The sequence below is a fragment of the Sulfitobacter sp. D7 genome (genome assembly GCF_003611275.1).
Lineage (GTDB): Bacteria > Pseudomonadota > Alphaproteobacteria > Rhodobacterales > Rhodobacteraceae > Sulfitobacter > Sulfitobacter profundi.
In genome coordinates this window covers 1,084,627-1,100,640 of sequence record NZ_CP020694.1, presented here as the reverse complement: position 1 = coordinate 1,100,640, position 16,014 = coordinate 1,084,627, and the positions used below count along the sequence as shown (strand labels likewise).

At 56.9% G+C, this 16,014-nt stretch carries 12 protein-coding genes and 2 tRNA genes; 8 read left to right on the top strand and 6 right to left on the bottom strand.

Translation table 11 applies throughout. From position 1 onward, the window contains the following. Window positions 1-174 precede the first annotated feature (174 nt). On the bottom strand, window positions 175-3,570 hold the full coding sequence (locus B5M07_RS05275; protein WP_120350518.1) for a hypothetical protein: 3,396 nt from the start codon (window positions 3,568-3,570) through the stop codon (window positions 175-177). Window positions 3,571-4,009: 439 nt separating this feature from the next. Between B5M07_RS05275 and B5M07_RS05270 the strand changes: the two genes are divergently transcribed. After that, on the top strand, window positions 4,010-6,166 hold the full coding sequence (locus B5M07_RS05270; RefSeq protein ID WP_162931813.1) for a KAP family P-loop NTPase fold protein: 2,157 nt from the start codon (window positions 4,010-4,012) through the stop codon (window positions 6,164-6,166). A 118-nt stretch (window positions 6,167-6,284) separates the two neighbouring features. Here B5M07_RS05270 and B5M07_RS05265 read toward each other — a convergent pair. Then, window positions 6,285-6,359: transfer RNA gene (locus B5M07_RS05265), tRNA-Asn, on the bottom strand. 275 nt (window positions 6,360-6,634) lie between these two features. On the opposite strand from B5M07_RS05265, the gene B5M07_RS05260 reads away from it, so the two are divergent. Next, a complete protein-coding gene (locus tag B5M07_RS05260; RefSeq protein ID WP_205570906.1) occupies window positions 6,635-6,907 on the top strand; it encodes a hypothetical protein in 273 nt (90 codons plus the stop codon). Window positions 6,908-7,005: 98 nt separating this feature from the next. Here B5M07_RS05260 and B5M07_RS05255 read toward each other — a convergent pair whose 3' ends face one another. Together B5M07_RS05255 and B5M07_RS05250 are read right to left on the bottom strand one after the other, a co-directional pair. After that, complete coding sequence (locus B5M07_RS05255) at window positions 7,006-8,592, bottom strand: gamma-glutamyltransferase family protein (protein ID WP_120350516.1); 1,587 nt, start codon at window positions 8,590-8,592, stop codon at window positions 7,006-7,008. 598 nt (window positions 8,593-9,190) lie between these two features. Beyond that, window positions 9,191-9,280, bottom strand: a tRNA-Ser gene (locus B5M07_RS05250). Window positions 9,281-9,714: 434 nt separating this feature from the next. On the opposite strand from B5M07_RS05250, the gene B5M07_RS05245 reads away from it, so the two are divergent. Next, window positions 9,715-10,017 (top strand): hypothetical protein, encoded by a 303-nt coding sequence (locus B5M07_RS05245; protein WP_120350515.1) that lies wholly within the window; start codon window positions 9,715-9,717, stop codon window positions 10,015-10,017. An 84-nt stretch (window positions 10,018-10,101) separates the two neighbouring features. Here the strand turns inward: B5M07_RS05245 and ychF are convergent, their stop codons facing one another. Continuing rightward, a complete protein-coding gene (gene ychF, locus B5M07_RS05240; protein ID WP_067623025.1) occupies window positions 10,102-11,199 on the bottom strand; it encodes a redox-regulated ATPase YchF in 1,098 nt (365 codons plus the stop codon). A gap of 59 nt (window positions 11,200-11,258) precedes the next feature. Next, window positions 11,259-11,450 carry a hypothetical protein gene (locus B5M07_RS05235; protein ID WP_067261693.1) on the bottom strand — a complete coding sequence of 64 codons (192 nt, stop codon included), beginning with the start codon at window positions 11,448-11,450 and terminating at the stop codon, window positions 11,259-11,261. Between the two features lie 154 nt (window positions 11,451-11,604). On the opposite strand from B5M07_RS05235, the gene trpA reads away from it, so the two are divergent. The 5 genes from trpA (at window position 11,605) to pth (ending at window position 16,004) form a co-directional block, all read left to right on the top strand. Further along, on the top strand, window positions 11,605-12,396 hold the full coding sequence (gene trpA, locus B5M07_RS05230; protein ID WP_120350514.1) for a tryptophan synthase subunit alpha: 792 nt from the start codon (window positions 11,605-11,607) through the stop codon (window positions 12,394-12,396). A 138-nt stretch (window positions 12,397-12,534) separates the two neighbouring features. Continuing rightward, window positions 12,535-13,725, top strand: coding sequence for an alpha-hydroxy acid oxidase (locus B5M07_RS05225; protein WP_120350513.1), 1,191 nt, complete (start codon window positions 12,535-12,537; stop codon window positions 13,723-13,725). Beyond that, entirely contained in the window at window positions 13,719-14,339 is a 621-nt protein-coding gene (locus B5M07_RS05220; protein WP_120350512.1) for a hypothetical protein, read from the top strand. Before B5M07_RS05225 ends, B5M07_RS05220 begins: the two co-directional genes overlap by 7 nt. 112 nt (window positions 14,340-14,451) lie before the next feature. Continuing rightward, window positions 14,452-15,108: a 50S ribosomal protein L25/general stress protein Ctc gene (locus B5M07_RS05215; protein WP_120350511.1), complete on the top strand. Its 657-nt coding sequence runs from the start codon at window positions 14,452-14,454 to the stop codon at window positions 15,106-15,108. A gap of 182 nt (window positions 15,109-15,290) precedes the next feature. Beyond that, on the top strand, window positions 15,291-16,004 hold the full coding sequence (gene pth, locus B5M07_RS05210) for an aminoacyl-tRNA hydrolase (RefSeq protein WP_120350510.1): 714 nt from the start codon (window positions 15,291-15,293) through the stop codon (window positions 16,002-16,004). The last annotated feature ends 10 nt before the right edge of the window (window positions 16,005-16,014 follow it).

The window sequence follows — 16,014 nt, the reverse complement described above, 5'->3', positions numbered from 1 at the left end:
CTTATGCGTTTCAGGGATGTCTTCTTCTGAATGTCAAAATTTCTGCACGGTTGTTGACAATCCGACCCGCGCAAAATCGAGTCTTTTCATCCGCCGTGAATGACCGAGAGTTCTGCCACACCTGTATCGGATCAGGCACAATGATCTCGTTTACCCTCAGACGATATGTTTTGTTTAGCGGTCGTCCCCATAGCCGATGCGGTAAGATGGGATATCGTCGGCCAGTTCAACTCGCCTCTCGAAGGACACCCTCATAGTGCCTAACCAGCGTTCTTGATCGTCGGCCTCAAACTGGGGTGATACTGGCAGGCCTTCACCGTAGTCATGAAACTGCAATGTTTGGAGAAGCCGGGATGGGATGAGTATGGCTACACCACTCTCTATTCTTGCCCTGTAGACCGGCGTGTCGTTCATGGTAAATTCGTATGCAGCTACCTGATTAGCCTCGTTCGTAATGACCAAGTCCTCAGGCTTGGAGCTGCTACCGCTCTCATGCGACCACTGCCAGTCATAGAGCCATTCTGGGGCGCTCGCGTTATCGATCACGAGCAGGGGGTCATGACCAATGGTTCGAATTCGCTCGCTGCCTTCGCGAACCGCATGCCAGAACTCGAGGGGGGTCTGGCTGTCTATTCTGATAGGATGCAATTGTTGAAGGACATCTGACCAGACCACGTCTGCAACGCGGTCTGACATAACGTCACGCCACCATTCTGCCTCGTTGAGGACTGGCTCCCCCATCAAGGGTCTTGTGAATTCTCCTCTATTGAGCCCGCTGACCCTCATATTAAACTCAGTTAACCGATCTGAGGTCAAAACAATCTCGTCAAAAAGATGGCGTGGAAATTCGGTTTTAGAGAACGCCTTAGACGCAGCTGCCGAGCCCACAGCCGCAATCCGATCGGTGTCAATTGGAGCTTCAATAATCGCCTGGTCGCGATACCGAGTCAAAACAACGAGCGACTGCTCAATAAGCTGATGAGCATTGGTCCGCCGCTCTTCAAAGGAGAGGTCTTCCGCCGGACCAATCAGAGCAGCAAGCAAGATTGAATGACGCTCCTCGTCGAGTTCTTCAATAGCTGACTCCAGAGCTCGCAGAAGAGCTTCTCTGCGTCTGAGTGCCTTATCTTCACCACGGGTCAGGAGCCGGCGCAGTGCCTCATTGGCTGATTGCTGTCGAGGCATAAGTGCTAACAGCGCAATAACTTGCGCCGATGGAAGTGTAGAAAAGGATAGACCGCCGACGGATGTATACATGCGCATAGAAATCCGAGGTGCCTCTCCTAATCTGCTGAGTCCCTCCAGTAAATGGTCAATTCGACCTGCATAGCTACCTTCTGAAAACTGCGTGCCGGAGCCCACTACTCTGAGAGCCGAAACTAAAAAGTCGACGCCGGAGTTAGCTGGGAAGTCACGGGTGTCTCTGTCACCACGGTCATAGTGCTCGCCATGCAGTAGCATACGCGCCGCCTGGATTGCGGTATCACCTGAGAGTTGGTTCATCGCCCAGTGAATAAAAAGGCTGGCAAGCACGAGCGTATGATCCCGCCAGACGTTGTTAAGTATCTCGTCAAATAAACGCTCTGGTGTTATCACGTCACCGCTTGGCGTGAGCTGCAAGTCTTCGACGTCAGCCCACGAAAAGTTCAGCTCTTGAAGAGTGATGGCTTCTGAATGGACACGCCAAGGTCTTCTGGTGCGGATCGACCTAACCTCAGCTTGCTTCTTCCAATGCAACATCAGATCATTTGTCCAGCTCGTTGCAAGTGTATCGCCGGCCCAAACAGCCCGTGCCGTCATACGCATAGTTGCAAATAGATGAATCCAAAGGTTTTCTGAGGTGAGTCTCAGTCTCTCCCAACGTTGAGCACAATCTTCAGTGCGATCTGTTTCTTTGGAAACGGCTTTCAGTAAGGCTTCCCATCCGGCAACCTGCTCACGCCACGCGTGAGCATATACCTCACCTTGATGTGAGAGCGAGAACGGCTCTCGATCACCAATACCAGTTGGGGACTCAGCGCGATATTCTCCCGTGGCCCAATCGATCAATCGGCCAGACAAATCCTCACCCAACTGAATAATCGGTTGGAGCGCAGTAGATGTGATCCCGTCTGTTCGCACAAAAATTTTGTAAGGGATGAAGGCCATTGGCCTCATGAACTCCGGCTCGTCGGGAAGCCGCTCCACAACTCGACGAGTAACATCCCTGTAGGCTTCTGCCCACTGTTCGCTCAGCCGACGACTGAAGATCCCAGCGCCAGTGCGCAAATATGCGTAATTGAAGTCCTCATCACTTTTTTGGGCGAGCCGATACAGGAAAACGTGGAAATCCACGACATCGCTCAGCTGGTCGGCGAATTCGCTTGCTCGACGCTGGTCAATAAGCTCGATTAGATCGGCAATCATTTCGCCAAAAATTTGGTTTGTTGCGCTGATTCTTCCGAGGTCGACGAGAGTAGAGCGGAACCGAAAAGAATTCTTCACTGCTGTTCGCGCAACAAAACTCAGGGGAACCGTAGATCGCGCGAGAACCTGATCTCCATTGTAATCATTGCCAGGCTGAAGAGGTATCACAAGGTCATGGGCTTCCTCGCCGCCAGCCTGCTGTGCATGCGAAAGCCAGTCATCAACGACAGGCCTGAGGACCCCAAAACGCACATCGACCAGTTTCATTTTCCGCGGCAAAAAACGCTCCACTCTCGGCTCGCCCTTCTCCCAAAGTCCGAAATATCTGACGGTGGCCCGAGGGCCTGGGGCGAACGGATCGAGATCGTCCCCCGCTGGGAGGTGGTTAAGCTTCGTTACGCCACTCCACTGGTCGGCAGTGATAGCTATCGTTAGTTCGCGAGGCCAAATCTCATTCGCTACATAGGCCCGCATAATGGGCGCGCGCTTTGACGGGTGAAGAAAGCTAATTGTGCGTAGAACGAAGTAGCATAGGGCCAGTGCGTTTACAGAAAACCACAAGACATTGAGAGCTGTAACAGCACCACTCACATGAACAAAGCTATCCCCCAAAGGAAGTTGAAGAGCGATTGAGACACAAAGTAAAAGTGAGCTTACGCCTACAAATAGTGCGGCCGATGAATCGATGTAGACCGTAAGGCGTGACGCAAACGACGCACGGCCTTGATTGAGCAGCCCCACAAAAGCAATCACCAGAGGAAAGACAACACCAACCAAGGCAGCCTGAACGGCAAAAATTCCCAAATTGACAGTCCAGAAATCGCGGACGCTTTCGCCAACATTTTCAGCGGAGACGGCACCCGCGTGCATTCGATGATATTGCAAAAGGAATGCAGCGAGGTATGCGCAGAGGAGCCCTGTCATGGCTGGCTTTGGGTTGCCGATCGCCCATCGAACGGCACGCACCAATATTGGATACCGATGCACGCGAAATTCCGCATTCCCTTTCAGCTGCGCCGAAACAGTGCGACGCACAATTTTGCCCAGCCTGGGCCCAAAAAAACCCAACACAACGCTCACAAGCAGAGCGACCTGCCTAAAAAAATATCTCAACTTTTTCCGCACCACTTCCGCGTGTGTATGTCCATCTTCAAGAACTCCCATATTTTTTCTGGGAAAACAAAGGGTAAGTCACCTACATATTTCCGGAATCGCACTGATCCTACTGGTTTAGCGCATGGTTTCCATTCAGCGCCTCCAGATCCACCGACCATCGCCAAACGGTTGGAACCCCTACAGGTCTGCCGCCAGCGGGGCGCCGGAAAGTCCTGGGTATTTGCTGAACTTCCTTCGATGCAATACTTCTTCTGCCCCTTGGCAGCGCACATCGCGGTCCACACCCTACGAATGACAACACGCTGAACGCAGGAGCACCTCCTTTTCCCAGGCATCAGAGCTTTCGTCGCACCCCCAACCGCAGCAATAGCCTTCGATGGCTTCTCAGGTCAAAAAATGTGAAGTATATCGGGAATATAGTTCGAGCCTTGACGGCTCAGATCCGTATTAGAAGAGCAAGTATACGGCACATTTATCGAGGTGGATCTTGATTGTAGATATGCCCTTGGAGAACTCTGACCGGGACAAGCTCGGCTTCGGAGAAATCGCCCATCACCTGGCAGATTCATTCCTACTAAACGACCTCAGCAGCGGGTTCGTCGTCGGTGTTGAAGGCGCATGGGGCTCAGGTAAATCGTCCCTCATCAACATGGCTCTGGAAGAGCTTCATCGAAAGAGAAACGGACCCAAGATCGTCAAGTTTGCCCCATGGTTGATTGGAAATCGGGAGGAATTACTGACTCAACTTTTTTCCGACTTGGAGCCTGTCATTCTTGGATCTCTTCCAAGCGACGAACAGGATAAAACCAAAGAAATTCTGAAACGATATGTCAGAGCATCTTCTGGTTTGGCTGCGATCGCTGACCTCGCTGATCTTGGCGGGATACCCTTAGCCAAGAAAATCGGCAACCTGGTGCGAAATAGCGGAAGCAAAGCCGCTGAGCTATTGGAACCGTCCCTCGGAGAACTTAACGCAAAGTTGCGAAAGAAGCTCGAAGAGCTGCAACATCCAATCATTGTGTTCATAGATGACTTAGACAGGTTAGAGCCTGCTGAAGCCGCAGAAGTCCTGCGATTGGTAAAAGCGGTGGCCGACTTCCCTAACGTCGCTTACATCCTTGCCTATGACCCTGAGGTGCTGGCAAAAAGTATCGAGCGGGCCATCGCGATCTCAGACGGAAAAGCGTATCTTGAAAAGGTGGTTCAAGCTTCGTTCAAAGTGCCCAAGGCTATGAACTATGATCTCCGAAACTGGCTAAGAACCGAACTGTTCCAGCTTTTGGATGCCGAGAATTTAGGTTCAGATACGGCGGACCGGTTGGAACGGGCTCTGAATCAGTGGTGCGGAGAATTTGTCGAAACGCCTCGTGACGTTATCAGGCTCATGAACTCCCTAAAGTTAAATTTCTTACCTGTTAAAGGTCGAGTAGATCCTGGCGATATGGTCTTCTTGCAAATGGTGCGCATAAAAAACAGCGCCCTCTTCAACTGGATCGAAGACTACGTATCGAACTTGTCTGCAATTGGTGACTGGGGTTACATCTCACCCGGTGCCCACGAGCGCTTAGGAGCGTCCCTTTTGGCCGCAATCAGCGCAGACGGCTCAGAGCGAAACCAGTTCTTATATGCATTGCAGGAGCACCTTCCCGGTCTTGATTTAGCCTCACTGCATCGAGACGGTGAAGAGTTCAGAGTGTTTGATCTTTCGGATAGCGATGAGCTGCGTTCATTTTCAGCCTCAAAGCGCCTTGCCAGCCCAAATCACTACAGCCTCTACTTCTCGTTTTCCGGCCCATCGGGGAGCATCAGCGACCTTGAATTGGACCAATTTTTAGGCGCGTGTGCTGAGAAGCCAGAAATTGCCTTGTCGCGCTTCCGCCAACTGGTAGTTAGCAAACGCCCCCAAGGGGGTAGGTTTGCAGAGGTTCTCTTAGACCGGATTCTGGGCGTCAGCGGACGCATCGGACCCTCCGAAATCCAAGGACTTTTTTCCGTGCTTGGAGAGGCCATTGACGATCTCGTTCCTGTTGCGAAAACATATTCTGGTTACTCACAGTTCCTAAAGGGAAATCGTCACGAGGTATTCGGACTAATCGGAATTATAGGAGATCCGAGTCTGCGAAAGCACACGCTCCGAACATTGTTCAGCGAAGCAAAATCGTTGGCGTGGCTTACTGGGATCGTCAGAGAAGCAGTTTTTGAACATGGAGTTTCTGGACATCGAGCAGAGCCAGAAAATGCTCGGCTCCTTAGCAACGAAGAGTTCGAGTTAGTTAGAGGCATTTTTCTCAGGCGGCTGACTGAGGTCCCACCCTCAGAATTGATGGAAACTCCCCAGTTCTTGTCGTTGATGTTTGCGTGGCATCAAGCAGGTGACCCGGAAGGAGCGCTAAGCTGGATAGCTAACCAAACAGCAACCGATCGCGGCCTTCTGGAGGTCTTGCAAAAAATGATGAGTTGGAGCGAATCTTCGGCACACGGTGTCCAGTGTAAGCTTAGACCAGATACTCTTGATATCTTTTTCGGGGGTCGTTCCGCGGTTCAAGATCGGCTGGAGAAGATAGCTGCCGATGATAATGTCGACGCAGCTGATCGATCATGCGCTGCCAGAATGCTCACGAAATTTGATGATGATACACGATGAAGGATAGTTCGCACTGTGGCAGGTTCACAGAACCTGCAAGCAGAGAATAGGTTTAGTGCCCATCTAAGAAGCAACCAATAAAAAACCTTCCAAATCAATGACTTGGAAGGCTTTTTAATGGCTCCGGCGGTAGGGATCGAACCTACGACCAATTGATTAACAGTCAACTGCTCTACCGCTGAGCTACGCCGGAATGCCTATGTCTGTCTTTCGGGCAACGCCCTCGGACAGCGGCTCTTTAACGCGGGCAGTCCGGGGTGCGCAAGTGCAATTGGGCCTTTGTGACGATTTTTTTTCGATTATTTACCTCCGCTTGAAATTTGCCTCCGTCGCCCGCGAATTCGGGCGCGCCCAAATCACAGATACGTGGCATATCCCCCTCCCCCGCGCTTGAGGCTAAGCGGGTCGCGTGGACTGGGATTGATACTGGCCCGGTGAGCACAACAAGAAGCCCTGAAAGGGAAAATCTTGACCTTCCTCTCCCCATACCGGCCGCAGATACTATCGCTTTTCCGCATCATGTCGGGCCTGTTGATCCTGCAACATAGCACAAGCGAAATTCTCGGCTTCCCGACCAGCCAGATGAGCGGCGTGTCGATCGCCTCATTGGGTGGCATCGCGGGCGTGACTGAACTGATCTTTAGCGTCTCGCGGCTGCCGGCCTTCATCCTCAGCGGTCTGATGGCCGCGCTTTACAGCCTTGGCTTCCTCTACCTTGCGGCTGCCGGTCAGGGGCTGTAGTCGGTTGATGCGAAACGCGCTCAGGGCTGAGCGCTTAAAATAAAATGGCATGGCCCGATACCGAGCCATGCCAATCCTACGGGGGGATGCACTATGGCTCAGAAACCCGCCGCCTGCCCGTCTTTGCGCGGATCGGACCCGGCGGAATAGCCGCCTTCGGGCAAGCGCTGCACCAATTGCGCCCCGCCGAAACCGAAAGCATTGTCAGGCGCTTCGACATGGACGACATGGCCCAGATCGCGCAGCCCTTGCAAAAGATCGGGCGCCATTGCCGGTTCGCAGGCCACCTCCAACCCCGATAGGATCCGCCAGCGCGGCGCATCGGCGGCGACCTGAACGTCCTGCCCCCAAAGCTGCGTGCGCAGCAGCAGTTGCATATGGCCCTGCGCCTGAATCGGGCCGCCCATCATGCCATAGGCCATAAAAGGCTGGCCGTCCTTCATCGCGAAACCGGGGATGATCGTATGGAACGGCCGCTTGCCCCCCGCCACGATATTCTGGTGCCCCGCCTCGGTGGTGAAACCAAAGCCACGGTTCTGCATTGAGACCCCCGTCCCCGGCACCACCACGCCCGAGCCGAAGCCCGCGTAGTTCGACTGGATGAAGCTGACCATCATGCCCGAGGCATCCGCCGTGCTCATCAAAACCGTGCCGCCCTGTTTCGGCGCACCCGCGCCGAAATCTTGCGCCTTGTCGGCTGAGATCAGCGCCGCGCGAGATTTGAGGTACGCCGGATCAAGCAGCGCCTTTTCGTCGACCTGCGTCATGGCGGTCCGATCCGCCACATAGGCATGCAGATCGCTATACGCCAGTTTGCAGGCTTCGATCTGCAAATGCACCGCCATCAGGTCGTCGGCCCCGTGGGTGCGAATGTCGCTATGCTCCAGTATGCCAAGCGCCATGAGCGCGGCGATCCCCTGCCCGTTTGGCGGAATCTCATGCAGCTCCACACCGTCGAAGCTTTGGCTGATCGTGCCGCACCATTCGGGCTTGTTGGTCGCCAGATCGTCCATGGTCATCGCGCCGCCATTGGCTTTGGCATGGGCCACAATCTCTTGCGCGATCTCACCTTCATAAAAGGCGCGGCCATTGGTTTCGGCGATCAGACGCAGGGTGCGTGCGGCGCCGGGGTTGCGGAACCGCTCGCCCGCGCGCGGGGCGCGGCCCTCGGGCAGAAATGTCTCGGCAAAGCCCGGCTGCTTGCCCAAAACCTCGGCCCCGCGCGCCCAAAGCGTCGCGATGGTGGGCGAAACGAGGAAGCCCTCTTCGGCATAGCGGATCGCCGGGGCCAGCACGGTCGCCAGATCAAGCTTGCCGAACTTCTCCATCAATTCAACCCAAGCACTGACCGCGCCCGGCACGGTCACGCTGTCCCAACCATGTTCGACCATGCCATCCGGAAACCGCTCGGGCGACCATGCCGCAGGCGCCCGACCCGAGGCGTTGAGCCCGTGCAGTTTCTCGCCATCCCACAGGATACAGAAGGCGTCAGACCCCAGCCCATTGCCCGTCGGCTCCACCACTGTCAGCGCCGCGGCGGTGGCGATCGCCGCATCCACCGCATTGCCCCCCTGCTGCATCATCAAAAGCCCGGCCTGCGTGGCCAGTGGCTGAGAGGTCGCGACGACATTGTCAGCAACCACGGGGGATCGGTGGGACGGGTAGATGGGATCGTGACGAAGCATAGCTGTCCTTTGCTTGGGTAAGGCCAGCGGCGCGGTCAAACCGGCCGCCTGTGGCGTTGCCGGCAAAGTGAACGTGAATGCATCTGCATGCAACTGCCCAGCAGAATAATTCCGAGGTCAGAGAGTGGGCCGATTGCTGTCGCGCCAACCGCGGTTGCCTTGCGACCTGCGCGCCTTGAGCCGCAGTATTTTGCGATGGTGACGGAAACTTCGTTCGCAATGAGAGGGGGTGAAAACCACGACCCAGAGGGCCCAAAGACGGCTCGCCTCTCGATATTGCCATGCCCTTGCACAAAGCGACTGGTCGGCATCGGAAAAGATGCAATTGTGCAGAATGCGAGACCAGTCTCTAACGTTAACCAACATCTGGAACCTCCCTTTCGCATGGCGACAGGGCATCGCGCCACTGTAACCGCCTAGGATTTGGTCCCCCCGGATGGTGAGAATGCTCGCCTAAAAATCTGCCGAGAATAAGGCGGAGGGCTGCCAAAACCGTGCCGCGCAAATGTAACGAATTCGCAAAGCGAGGGTGCGCTGGGTGAAATCGGGGGGGGGATGAAGGCCCACGCGAGGCGCAGTGCCACAGGTTTGGTCGGGGTGGCGGAGACGAAGGGATTCGAACCCTCGAGACCCTTCCGGGCCTACTCCCTTAGCAGGGGAGCGCCTTCGACCACTCGGCCACGTCTCCGTCGACCCGTTTAGAGAGGTCGCGCCCGGGTGACAAGGCGAAATTCACAGGTATTTCTGCATTTTTCTAGGTTGGTTTCTTTTCATCTGGCTGGCGTGCGAGGCCGAGCCGCCGTGAAGCGCGCTTGGTCGTGCTGCTTTGCAGAAAGATGGCTGTTGCGCTGCTTTGTATGAGGCCGTTTCCCGGGCATGGGGAGCGGCTGTAGCAACTAACACAGGAGCGTGAATGACTTGTGAAACGCCGCGGTAAACACGATAACCAATTGATATATAACATATATCTCCGCGAAAACCGATCCCTGCGCCGCTCAAATGCCCCAGATCGCACCCAATCTCGCTGCAGGGGCGAAACTTTCATGACCGGACACCCGTTACTTCACCACAAACGATGACATCGCAATGACGCGATTTAAGAGAAAACCAAAGGAACACATTATGAAACTTATTATGACCACCGCCGCCGCCGCTTTGATTTCCACCGCTGCCGTTGCCGACAACTCCACCCGCTACAACGACATTTTTCTCGACACCTCGGTGACTGCTGAGACAGCCGATGTCTATGGCAACAATGACCGCATGCGGAACCTGAACGCTTCGACCAGAGCGAATGACATCATGCTGAACACCGCCGACGCCGATAAGAACCGCGACACCGTGATGAGCACGCGCAACGCCCTGCGCAGCCCCGGTGAAGGCTATGTCTACGGTGGCTTTGGCCCGGGCAACGACAGCAAATAAGCTGTCACCTCCCGCAAAAAAAGCCCGGCAGCGCAAGCTGTCGGGCTTTTTTGTTGGCAGGGTCAAAGACCCCTGCGAAATCGATCAGGTGTTGAACAGGAAGTGCAGCACGTCACCGTCTTTGACGATATAGCTTTTGCCTTCGGCGCGCATCTTGCCCGCCTCTTTCGCGGGGCCTTCCCCGCCGAGGCCTACGAAATCATCATAGGCGATGGTTTCGGCGCGAATGAAACCTTTCTCGAAATCGCCATGAATAACGCCCGCTGCTTTGGGCGCCGAGGTGCCGGTTTTGATTGTCCAAGCCCGTGCTTCCTTGGGACCAACGGTGAAATAGGTCTCAAGATGCAAAAGCTCATAGCCCGCGCGGATCAGACGGTCGAGGCCAGCTTCTTTCAAGCCCATTTCTTCGAGGAACATCTCGGCCTCTTCGGCCTCAAGCTGGCTGATTTCCTCTTCGATCTGGGCAGAGATCACCACATGCGAATTGCCCTGCGCTGCGGCCATCTCGGCCACTTTGGCGGAATGGGCGTTGCCCTCGGCGGCCTCGGATTCGCCCACGTTACAGACGTAGAGCACCGGCTTTGTGGTCAGCAATTGCAGCATACGCCACGCTTTGGCGTCGTCTTCGTCGACCTCGACCACACGCGCGGGGTTGCCAGCTTCCAATGCTTCAAGCGCCATGCGCATTAGACGCTCCTGCTGCACCGCTTCCTTGTCCCCGCCGCGCACTTTGCGCACGATGTTTTGCAAGCGTTTCTCGATGCTTTCAATGTCGGCCAGCATCAGTTCGGTGTCGATGGTTTCGGCATCTGCCACCGGGTCCACGCGGCCTTCGACATGGGTCACATCGCCGTCTTCAAAGCAGCGCAGCACATGGGCGATGGCGTCAACTTCGCGGATATTGGCGAGGAACTGGTTGCCCAAGCCTTCGCCTTTCGACGCGCCCTTCACCAGACCAGCGATATCAACAAAGGTCATGCGTGTTGGGATGATGCTTTTCGACTTGGCGATTTCGGCCAGCGTGTCGAGCCGCGCATCGGGCACGGCCACTTCGCCGACATTGGGCTCGATCGTGCAGAACGGAAAATTCGCCGCCTGTGCCGCTGCGGTGCGGGTCAGCGCGTTGAAAAGGGTCGATTTGCCGACGTTCGGCAGACCGACGATGCCCATTTTGAAACCCATGACGATACCCCTATAAAAGCTGCGCGTGTGTTAGGGGTAGCGGGCGCAAAGCGCAAGGCTCAGCGCGCGCGGCGGTCTTGATGCGCCTGATAGATCAAGATCCAAGCCAGCAGGATAAACATCGGATGTGTCAGCCCACCTGAAAAGATGATCGCGGGCAGCCAGATCAGGAAGACCACGATGGACAGGATCGGCCGACCGATCAACAGGATCGACAGCGGCGGCAGGAAAAGGGCGAGTACATAGTTCATGCGCCATGAGATAGGCGGCTTTGGGAAAAATGGAAGGGCGCGGCCTGCCACGCGCCCCTGATAGGGGAATTTTGCCGCCCCCTGCCCCGCGGTGGATTGATTTTCACCGCGACATTCGGCATTGCCGAGGAAAGCACCAAATGAGGCAAGCCACATGACCCGTATCGACGCCAAATTCGAAGACCTCCGCGCCCGCGGCAAAAAGGCGTTTGTGTCCTATGTGATGGCCGGCGATCCTGATTTCGACCGCTCCCTTGAGATCGTGCGCGGCCTGCCTGCCGCCGGGGTGGATATCATCGAACTTGGCCTGCCTTTCACCGATCCAATGGCCGACGGCCCCACGATCCAGCTTGCCGGTCAACGCGCCCTCGAAGCGGGTATGACGCTGAACCGCACACTGGAAATGGTCCGCGCTTTCCGCGAGAATGACGACACGACCCCGATCGTGCTGATGGGCTATTACAACCCGATCTATTCCATGGGTGTTGAGAAATTCCTAACCGAAGCCAAAAACGCCGGGATCGACGGGTTGATCGTGGTCGACCTGCCGCCCGAAGAAGACATCGAACTGTGCTTGCCTGCGCAGGATGCCGGTCTGAACTTCATCCGCCTTGCCACGCCGACCACGGATGACAAACGCCTGCCGCGCGTGGTGCAAAACACCTCTGGCTTTGTCTACTACGTCTCAATCACCGGCATCACCGGCTCGGCCGAGGCGAATGCCGCGGATGTTTCGCCCGAGGTTAAGCGCATCCAAAAGGCCAGCGGCCTGCCCGTGATCGTGGGCTTTGGCGTGAACACCCCTGAAAAAGCCCGCGCCATCGCCGAAGTGGCAGACGGCGTGGTGATCGGTTCGGCCATCGTGAACCGTATCGCCAATGGCGACAGCCCCGAGGATGTTTTGGCCTTCGTCAAAACCCTCGCCGACGGCGCGCATTCGGCGTAACCCCTTCGCCTCAAGCAATGACCAAAAGCCCGCGCTGCCCCACTGGCCGCGCGGGCTTTTTCATTGCTGCGGCCTTCCCAATTGCCAAGCCCCGCGCCAGTTGCTACCAAAAGTTAACCCATTCAGCACAGGTGGCCCATGCCCGTCATCACCAGCATCGACGATCTCAAACGCATCTACAAACGCCGTGTCCCGCAGATGTTTTACGACTATGCGGAATCGGGCAGCTGGACAGAACAGACATTTCGCGAAAATTGCAGCGACTTTGACCAAATTCGCCTCCGCCAACGGGTCGCGGTGGATATGTCGGGCCGCAGCACCGCAACCCAGATGATCGGCGAAGATGTGGCCATGCCGGTGGCACTTGCTCCGGTTGGGCTGACCGGCATGCAATGCGCAGACGGAGAGATCAAAGCCGCCCGCGCGGCAGAGGCCTTTGGCGTGCCCTTCACCCTGTCGACCATGTCGATCAACTCAATCGAAGATGTGGCCGAGGCGACGACAAAACCCTTTTGGTTTCAACTCTATACCATGCGCGATCAGGACTATGTCAGCCGCCTGATCCAGCGGGCGAAGGATGCCAAATGCTCCGCGCTGGTGATTACACTCGACCTGCAAATCCTTGGTCAGCGGCATAAAGACCTGAAAAACGGTCTTTCCGCCCCGCCCAAACTGACGGTGAAAACCCTTGCCAACCTTGCCACCAAATGGGGCTGGGGCCGCGAGATGCTGGGCGCCAAGCGGCGGCATTTCGGCAATATCGTCGGCCATGTGCATGGGGTGACCGACAACGCCGACCTTGGCGCATGGACGGCAGAACAGTTCGACCCCTCGCTTGATTGGGACAAGATCGCCAAGATCAAAGAGCAATGGGGCGGCAAGGTGATCCTCAAGGGCATCTTGGATGCCGAAGACGCGCGGATGGCGCTCAAAGTAGGGGCAGATGCGATCATCGTCTCCAACCACGGCGGGCGACAGTTGGATGGGGCGCTGAGTTCGATCCGCATGCTGCCCGAAATCCTCGACGCTGTGGGCGACCAGATCGAAGTCCACCTCGATGGCGGCATCCGGTCGGGTCAGGACGTGCTCAAAGCCATGGCGATGGGCGCCAAAGGCACCTACATCGGCCGCGCCTTTATCTATGGGCTGGGCGCGATGGGCCAACCGGGCGTGACCCGGGCGCTTGAGGTGATCCACCGCGAGCTGGACCTAACCATGGCGCTTTGCGGGGAAACCCAAATCGCCAACCTCGGGCGGCACAATCTGCTGATCCCGCGTAATTTCGGCGGCGACTGGCAGGAATGGCCGCGCGATCCGGGCAAATGCTGATCTTTCTCAACCGCAACCTCACCTTTCTCGCCACGCCGAAAACCGGGACCACCGCCGTTGAAATGGCGCTGAAACCCGAGGCCGAGATCGTCTTTTCGCGCAGCCGCAAGCATCTGACCGCGCTGCGCTATCGGCGCCGCGTGCTGCCCTTTTTGCAAGAGACCTTTTCAGCCTCGCCCGAACCCTTGGCCGTGATGCGCGATCCCGTAGAGCAGATCCGAAGCTGGTACCGCTACCGCAGCCAGCCCCGGCTGGATGGCAAGAAGCTCAGCACCAAGGGGCTGACCTTCGAGGCGTACGCGTTGGAAGTGATCTCTGACGCGCCACCGCCGCGCGCGCAGATCGGCAGCCAGTTTGACTTTCTGACCTCGAACCAAGATGATCTTTTGGTGCAGCACCTCTTTGCCTATGAACGCCAGCCGGCCTTTCGCGATTTTCTGGCCGACAGGCTGGGGCGCGAGGTCAAGCTGAAGCCCAAGAACGTCTCCCCCGATCTGCCCGCACCCCTGTCAGGCGAGGTCGAATCCCGGCTCCGCACCGCGCGCGCCAAGGAGTTCGCTCTCTATGACCGCCTCATGGCAGAGGGTGGCTACCTGCAGACCCCGCAGGAATAGCGCCCCCGCTGCCCTTTTGCCCTTTCCAGCCGGGCCAAACCGGTCTATACGCGCGGCTTCACGCGGGAATACAGCCTTGGAGGATTCCCGCCCTAATCAATTGGAGACTAAAATGGCCGGAGAGATTCCTGATCTTGAAGCCCAGGTACGTACGGGGACAGGCAAGGGCGCCGCTCGTCAAGCACGTCGTGACGGCATGGTTCCTGGTATCGTATTTGGTGGTGACAACGACCCGCTGCCGATCAATATCCCATTCAACAAGCTGCTGACCCGCCTGCGTCAAGGCCGCTTCAAAGCGACCTTGTTCAACCTCAAGGTTGAAGGCCACGACGACGTTCGTGTGATCTGCCGCGACGTTCAGCGCCATGTTGTCAAAGACCTGCCCACGCACATCGACCTGATGCGCCTGAAGCGGACCACCAAGATCAACCTGTTCATCAACGTCGAAGTCAAAGGCGAAGAAGAATGCCCCGGCCTGACAAAGGGTGGCGTGCTCACTCTGGTGCGTCCGGAAGTTGAACTGGTTGTGACGGCTGCGGACATCCCTGAGTACGTGACCGTGGACATCACCGGCCTCGAAATCGGCGACAGCGCGACCATCAGCCGTGTCGACCTGCCCGAAGGTGCCAAGCCCACAATCGACCGCGACTTCGTTGTGGCCACGATTTCGGCTCCTGCTGGCCTTGCCGCGTCGGATGACGACGAAGACGAGACTGCAGCGGACGAAGTACCGACAACCGAAATGGGTCCGCCCGACGGTGAAGAATAAGCATCAGCCGCAAGGCAATGCTGGAACGGGGTCGCATCACGCGGCCCCGTTTTGCGTTTAGGGGGTGATTTTTTTCAAAAGAAATCACCGCGGAATTTTCGAAAAAGCCCGGCACACAGCAGGCCATTCCATCCCCCTGCCCCGCTTGTTAAACTGCCGCGAAACCACAGGAGACCCCGCCCATGAAACTGATCGTCGGCCTCGGCAATCCGGGTGCGAAATACGCCCGCAACCGCCACAATATCGGCTTCATGGCGCTGGACCGCATCGCGGATGACCACGGCTTTGGCGCGTGGAAAGGCAAGTTTCAGGGCAGTGTCAGCGAGGGGCGCTTTGGCTCTGACCGGGCGGTGCTGCTTAAGCCTGAAACCTTCATGAACAATTCTGGCCAATCGGTGCAGGCGGCGATGAAGTTTCACAAGATCGACCCCGTGGATGTGATCGTCTTTCATGATGAACTCGACCTCGCCCCGGGCCGCGTAAAATGCAAGACCGGCGGCGGCCATGCGGGCCACAACGGCCTGCGCTCGATCCACGCGCATATCGGGGCAGAATATGACCGCGTGCGCATGGGCATCGGCCACCCCGGCCACAAGGACGCGGTCGCGGGCTATGTACTGCGCGACTTCCCCAAGGCGGACGAAGGCTGGCTGGACGATGTGCTGCGCGGCGTCTCGGACGGGGCCGCCGATCTGGCGCGAGGCGACACCGGGCGCTTTATGAATGCCGTGGCGCTGCGCGTGGCCCCACCACGGTCGGGCACCGGCAGCAAGGGGCCAAAGAAACCCGCCGAAGCACAGCCAAAGCCCGCCCCCAGCAAGCCCGTCCCCAGCAAGCCCGAGCCGGAGGCAGAGGCCCAATCGCCGCTGCAAAAGCTGATGCACCGCTTTCGCTGAGCGCCCCAGT

Bases quoted from the DNA above. Each gene is read 5' to 3' on its own strand.
- B5M07_RS05275 (WP_120350518.1), bottom strand. From the start codon at position 3,570: ATGGGAGTTCTTGAAGATGGACATACACACGCGGAAGTGGTGCGGAAA.
- B5M07_RS05255 (WP_120350516.1), bottom strand. From the start codon at position 8,592: ATGCTTCGTCACGATCCCATCTACCCGTCCCACCGATCCCCCGTGGTT.
- B5M07_RS05245 (WP_120350515.1), top strand. From the start codon at position 9,715: ATGAAACTTATTATGACCACCGCCGCCGCCGCTTTGATTTCCACCGCT.
- ychF (WP_067623025.1), bottom strand. From the start codon at position 11,199: ATGGGTTTCAAAATGGGCATCGTCGGTCTGCCGAACGTCGGCAAATCG.
- B5M07_RS05235 (WP_067261693.1), bottom strand. From the start codon at position 11,450: ATGAACTATGTACTCGCCCTTTTCCTGCCGCCGCTGTCGATCCTGTTG.
- trpA (WP_120350514.1), top strand. From the start codon at position 11,605: ATGACCCGTATCGACGCCAAATTCGAAGACCTCCGCGCCCGCGGCAAA.
- B5M07_RS05225 (WP_120350513.1), top strand. From the start codon at position 12,535: ATGCCCGTCATCACCAGCATCGACGATCTCAAACGCATCTACAAACGC.
- B5M07_RS05220 (WP_120350512.1), top strand. From the start codon at position 13,719: ATGCTGATCTTTCTCAACCGCAACCTCACCTTTCTCGCCACGCCGAAA.
- B5M07_RS05215 (WP_120350511.1), top strand. From the start codon at position 14,452: ATGGCCGGAGAGATTCCTGATCTTGAAGCCCAGGTACGTACGGGGACA.
- pth (WP_120350510.1), top strand. From the start codon at position 15,291: ATGAAACTGATCGTCGGCCTCGGCAATCCGGGTGCGAAATACGCCCGC.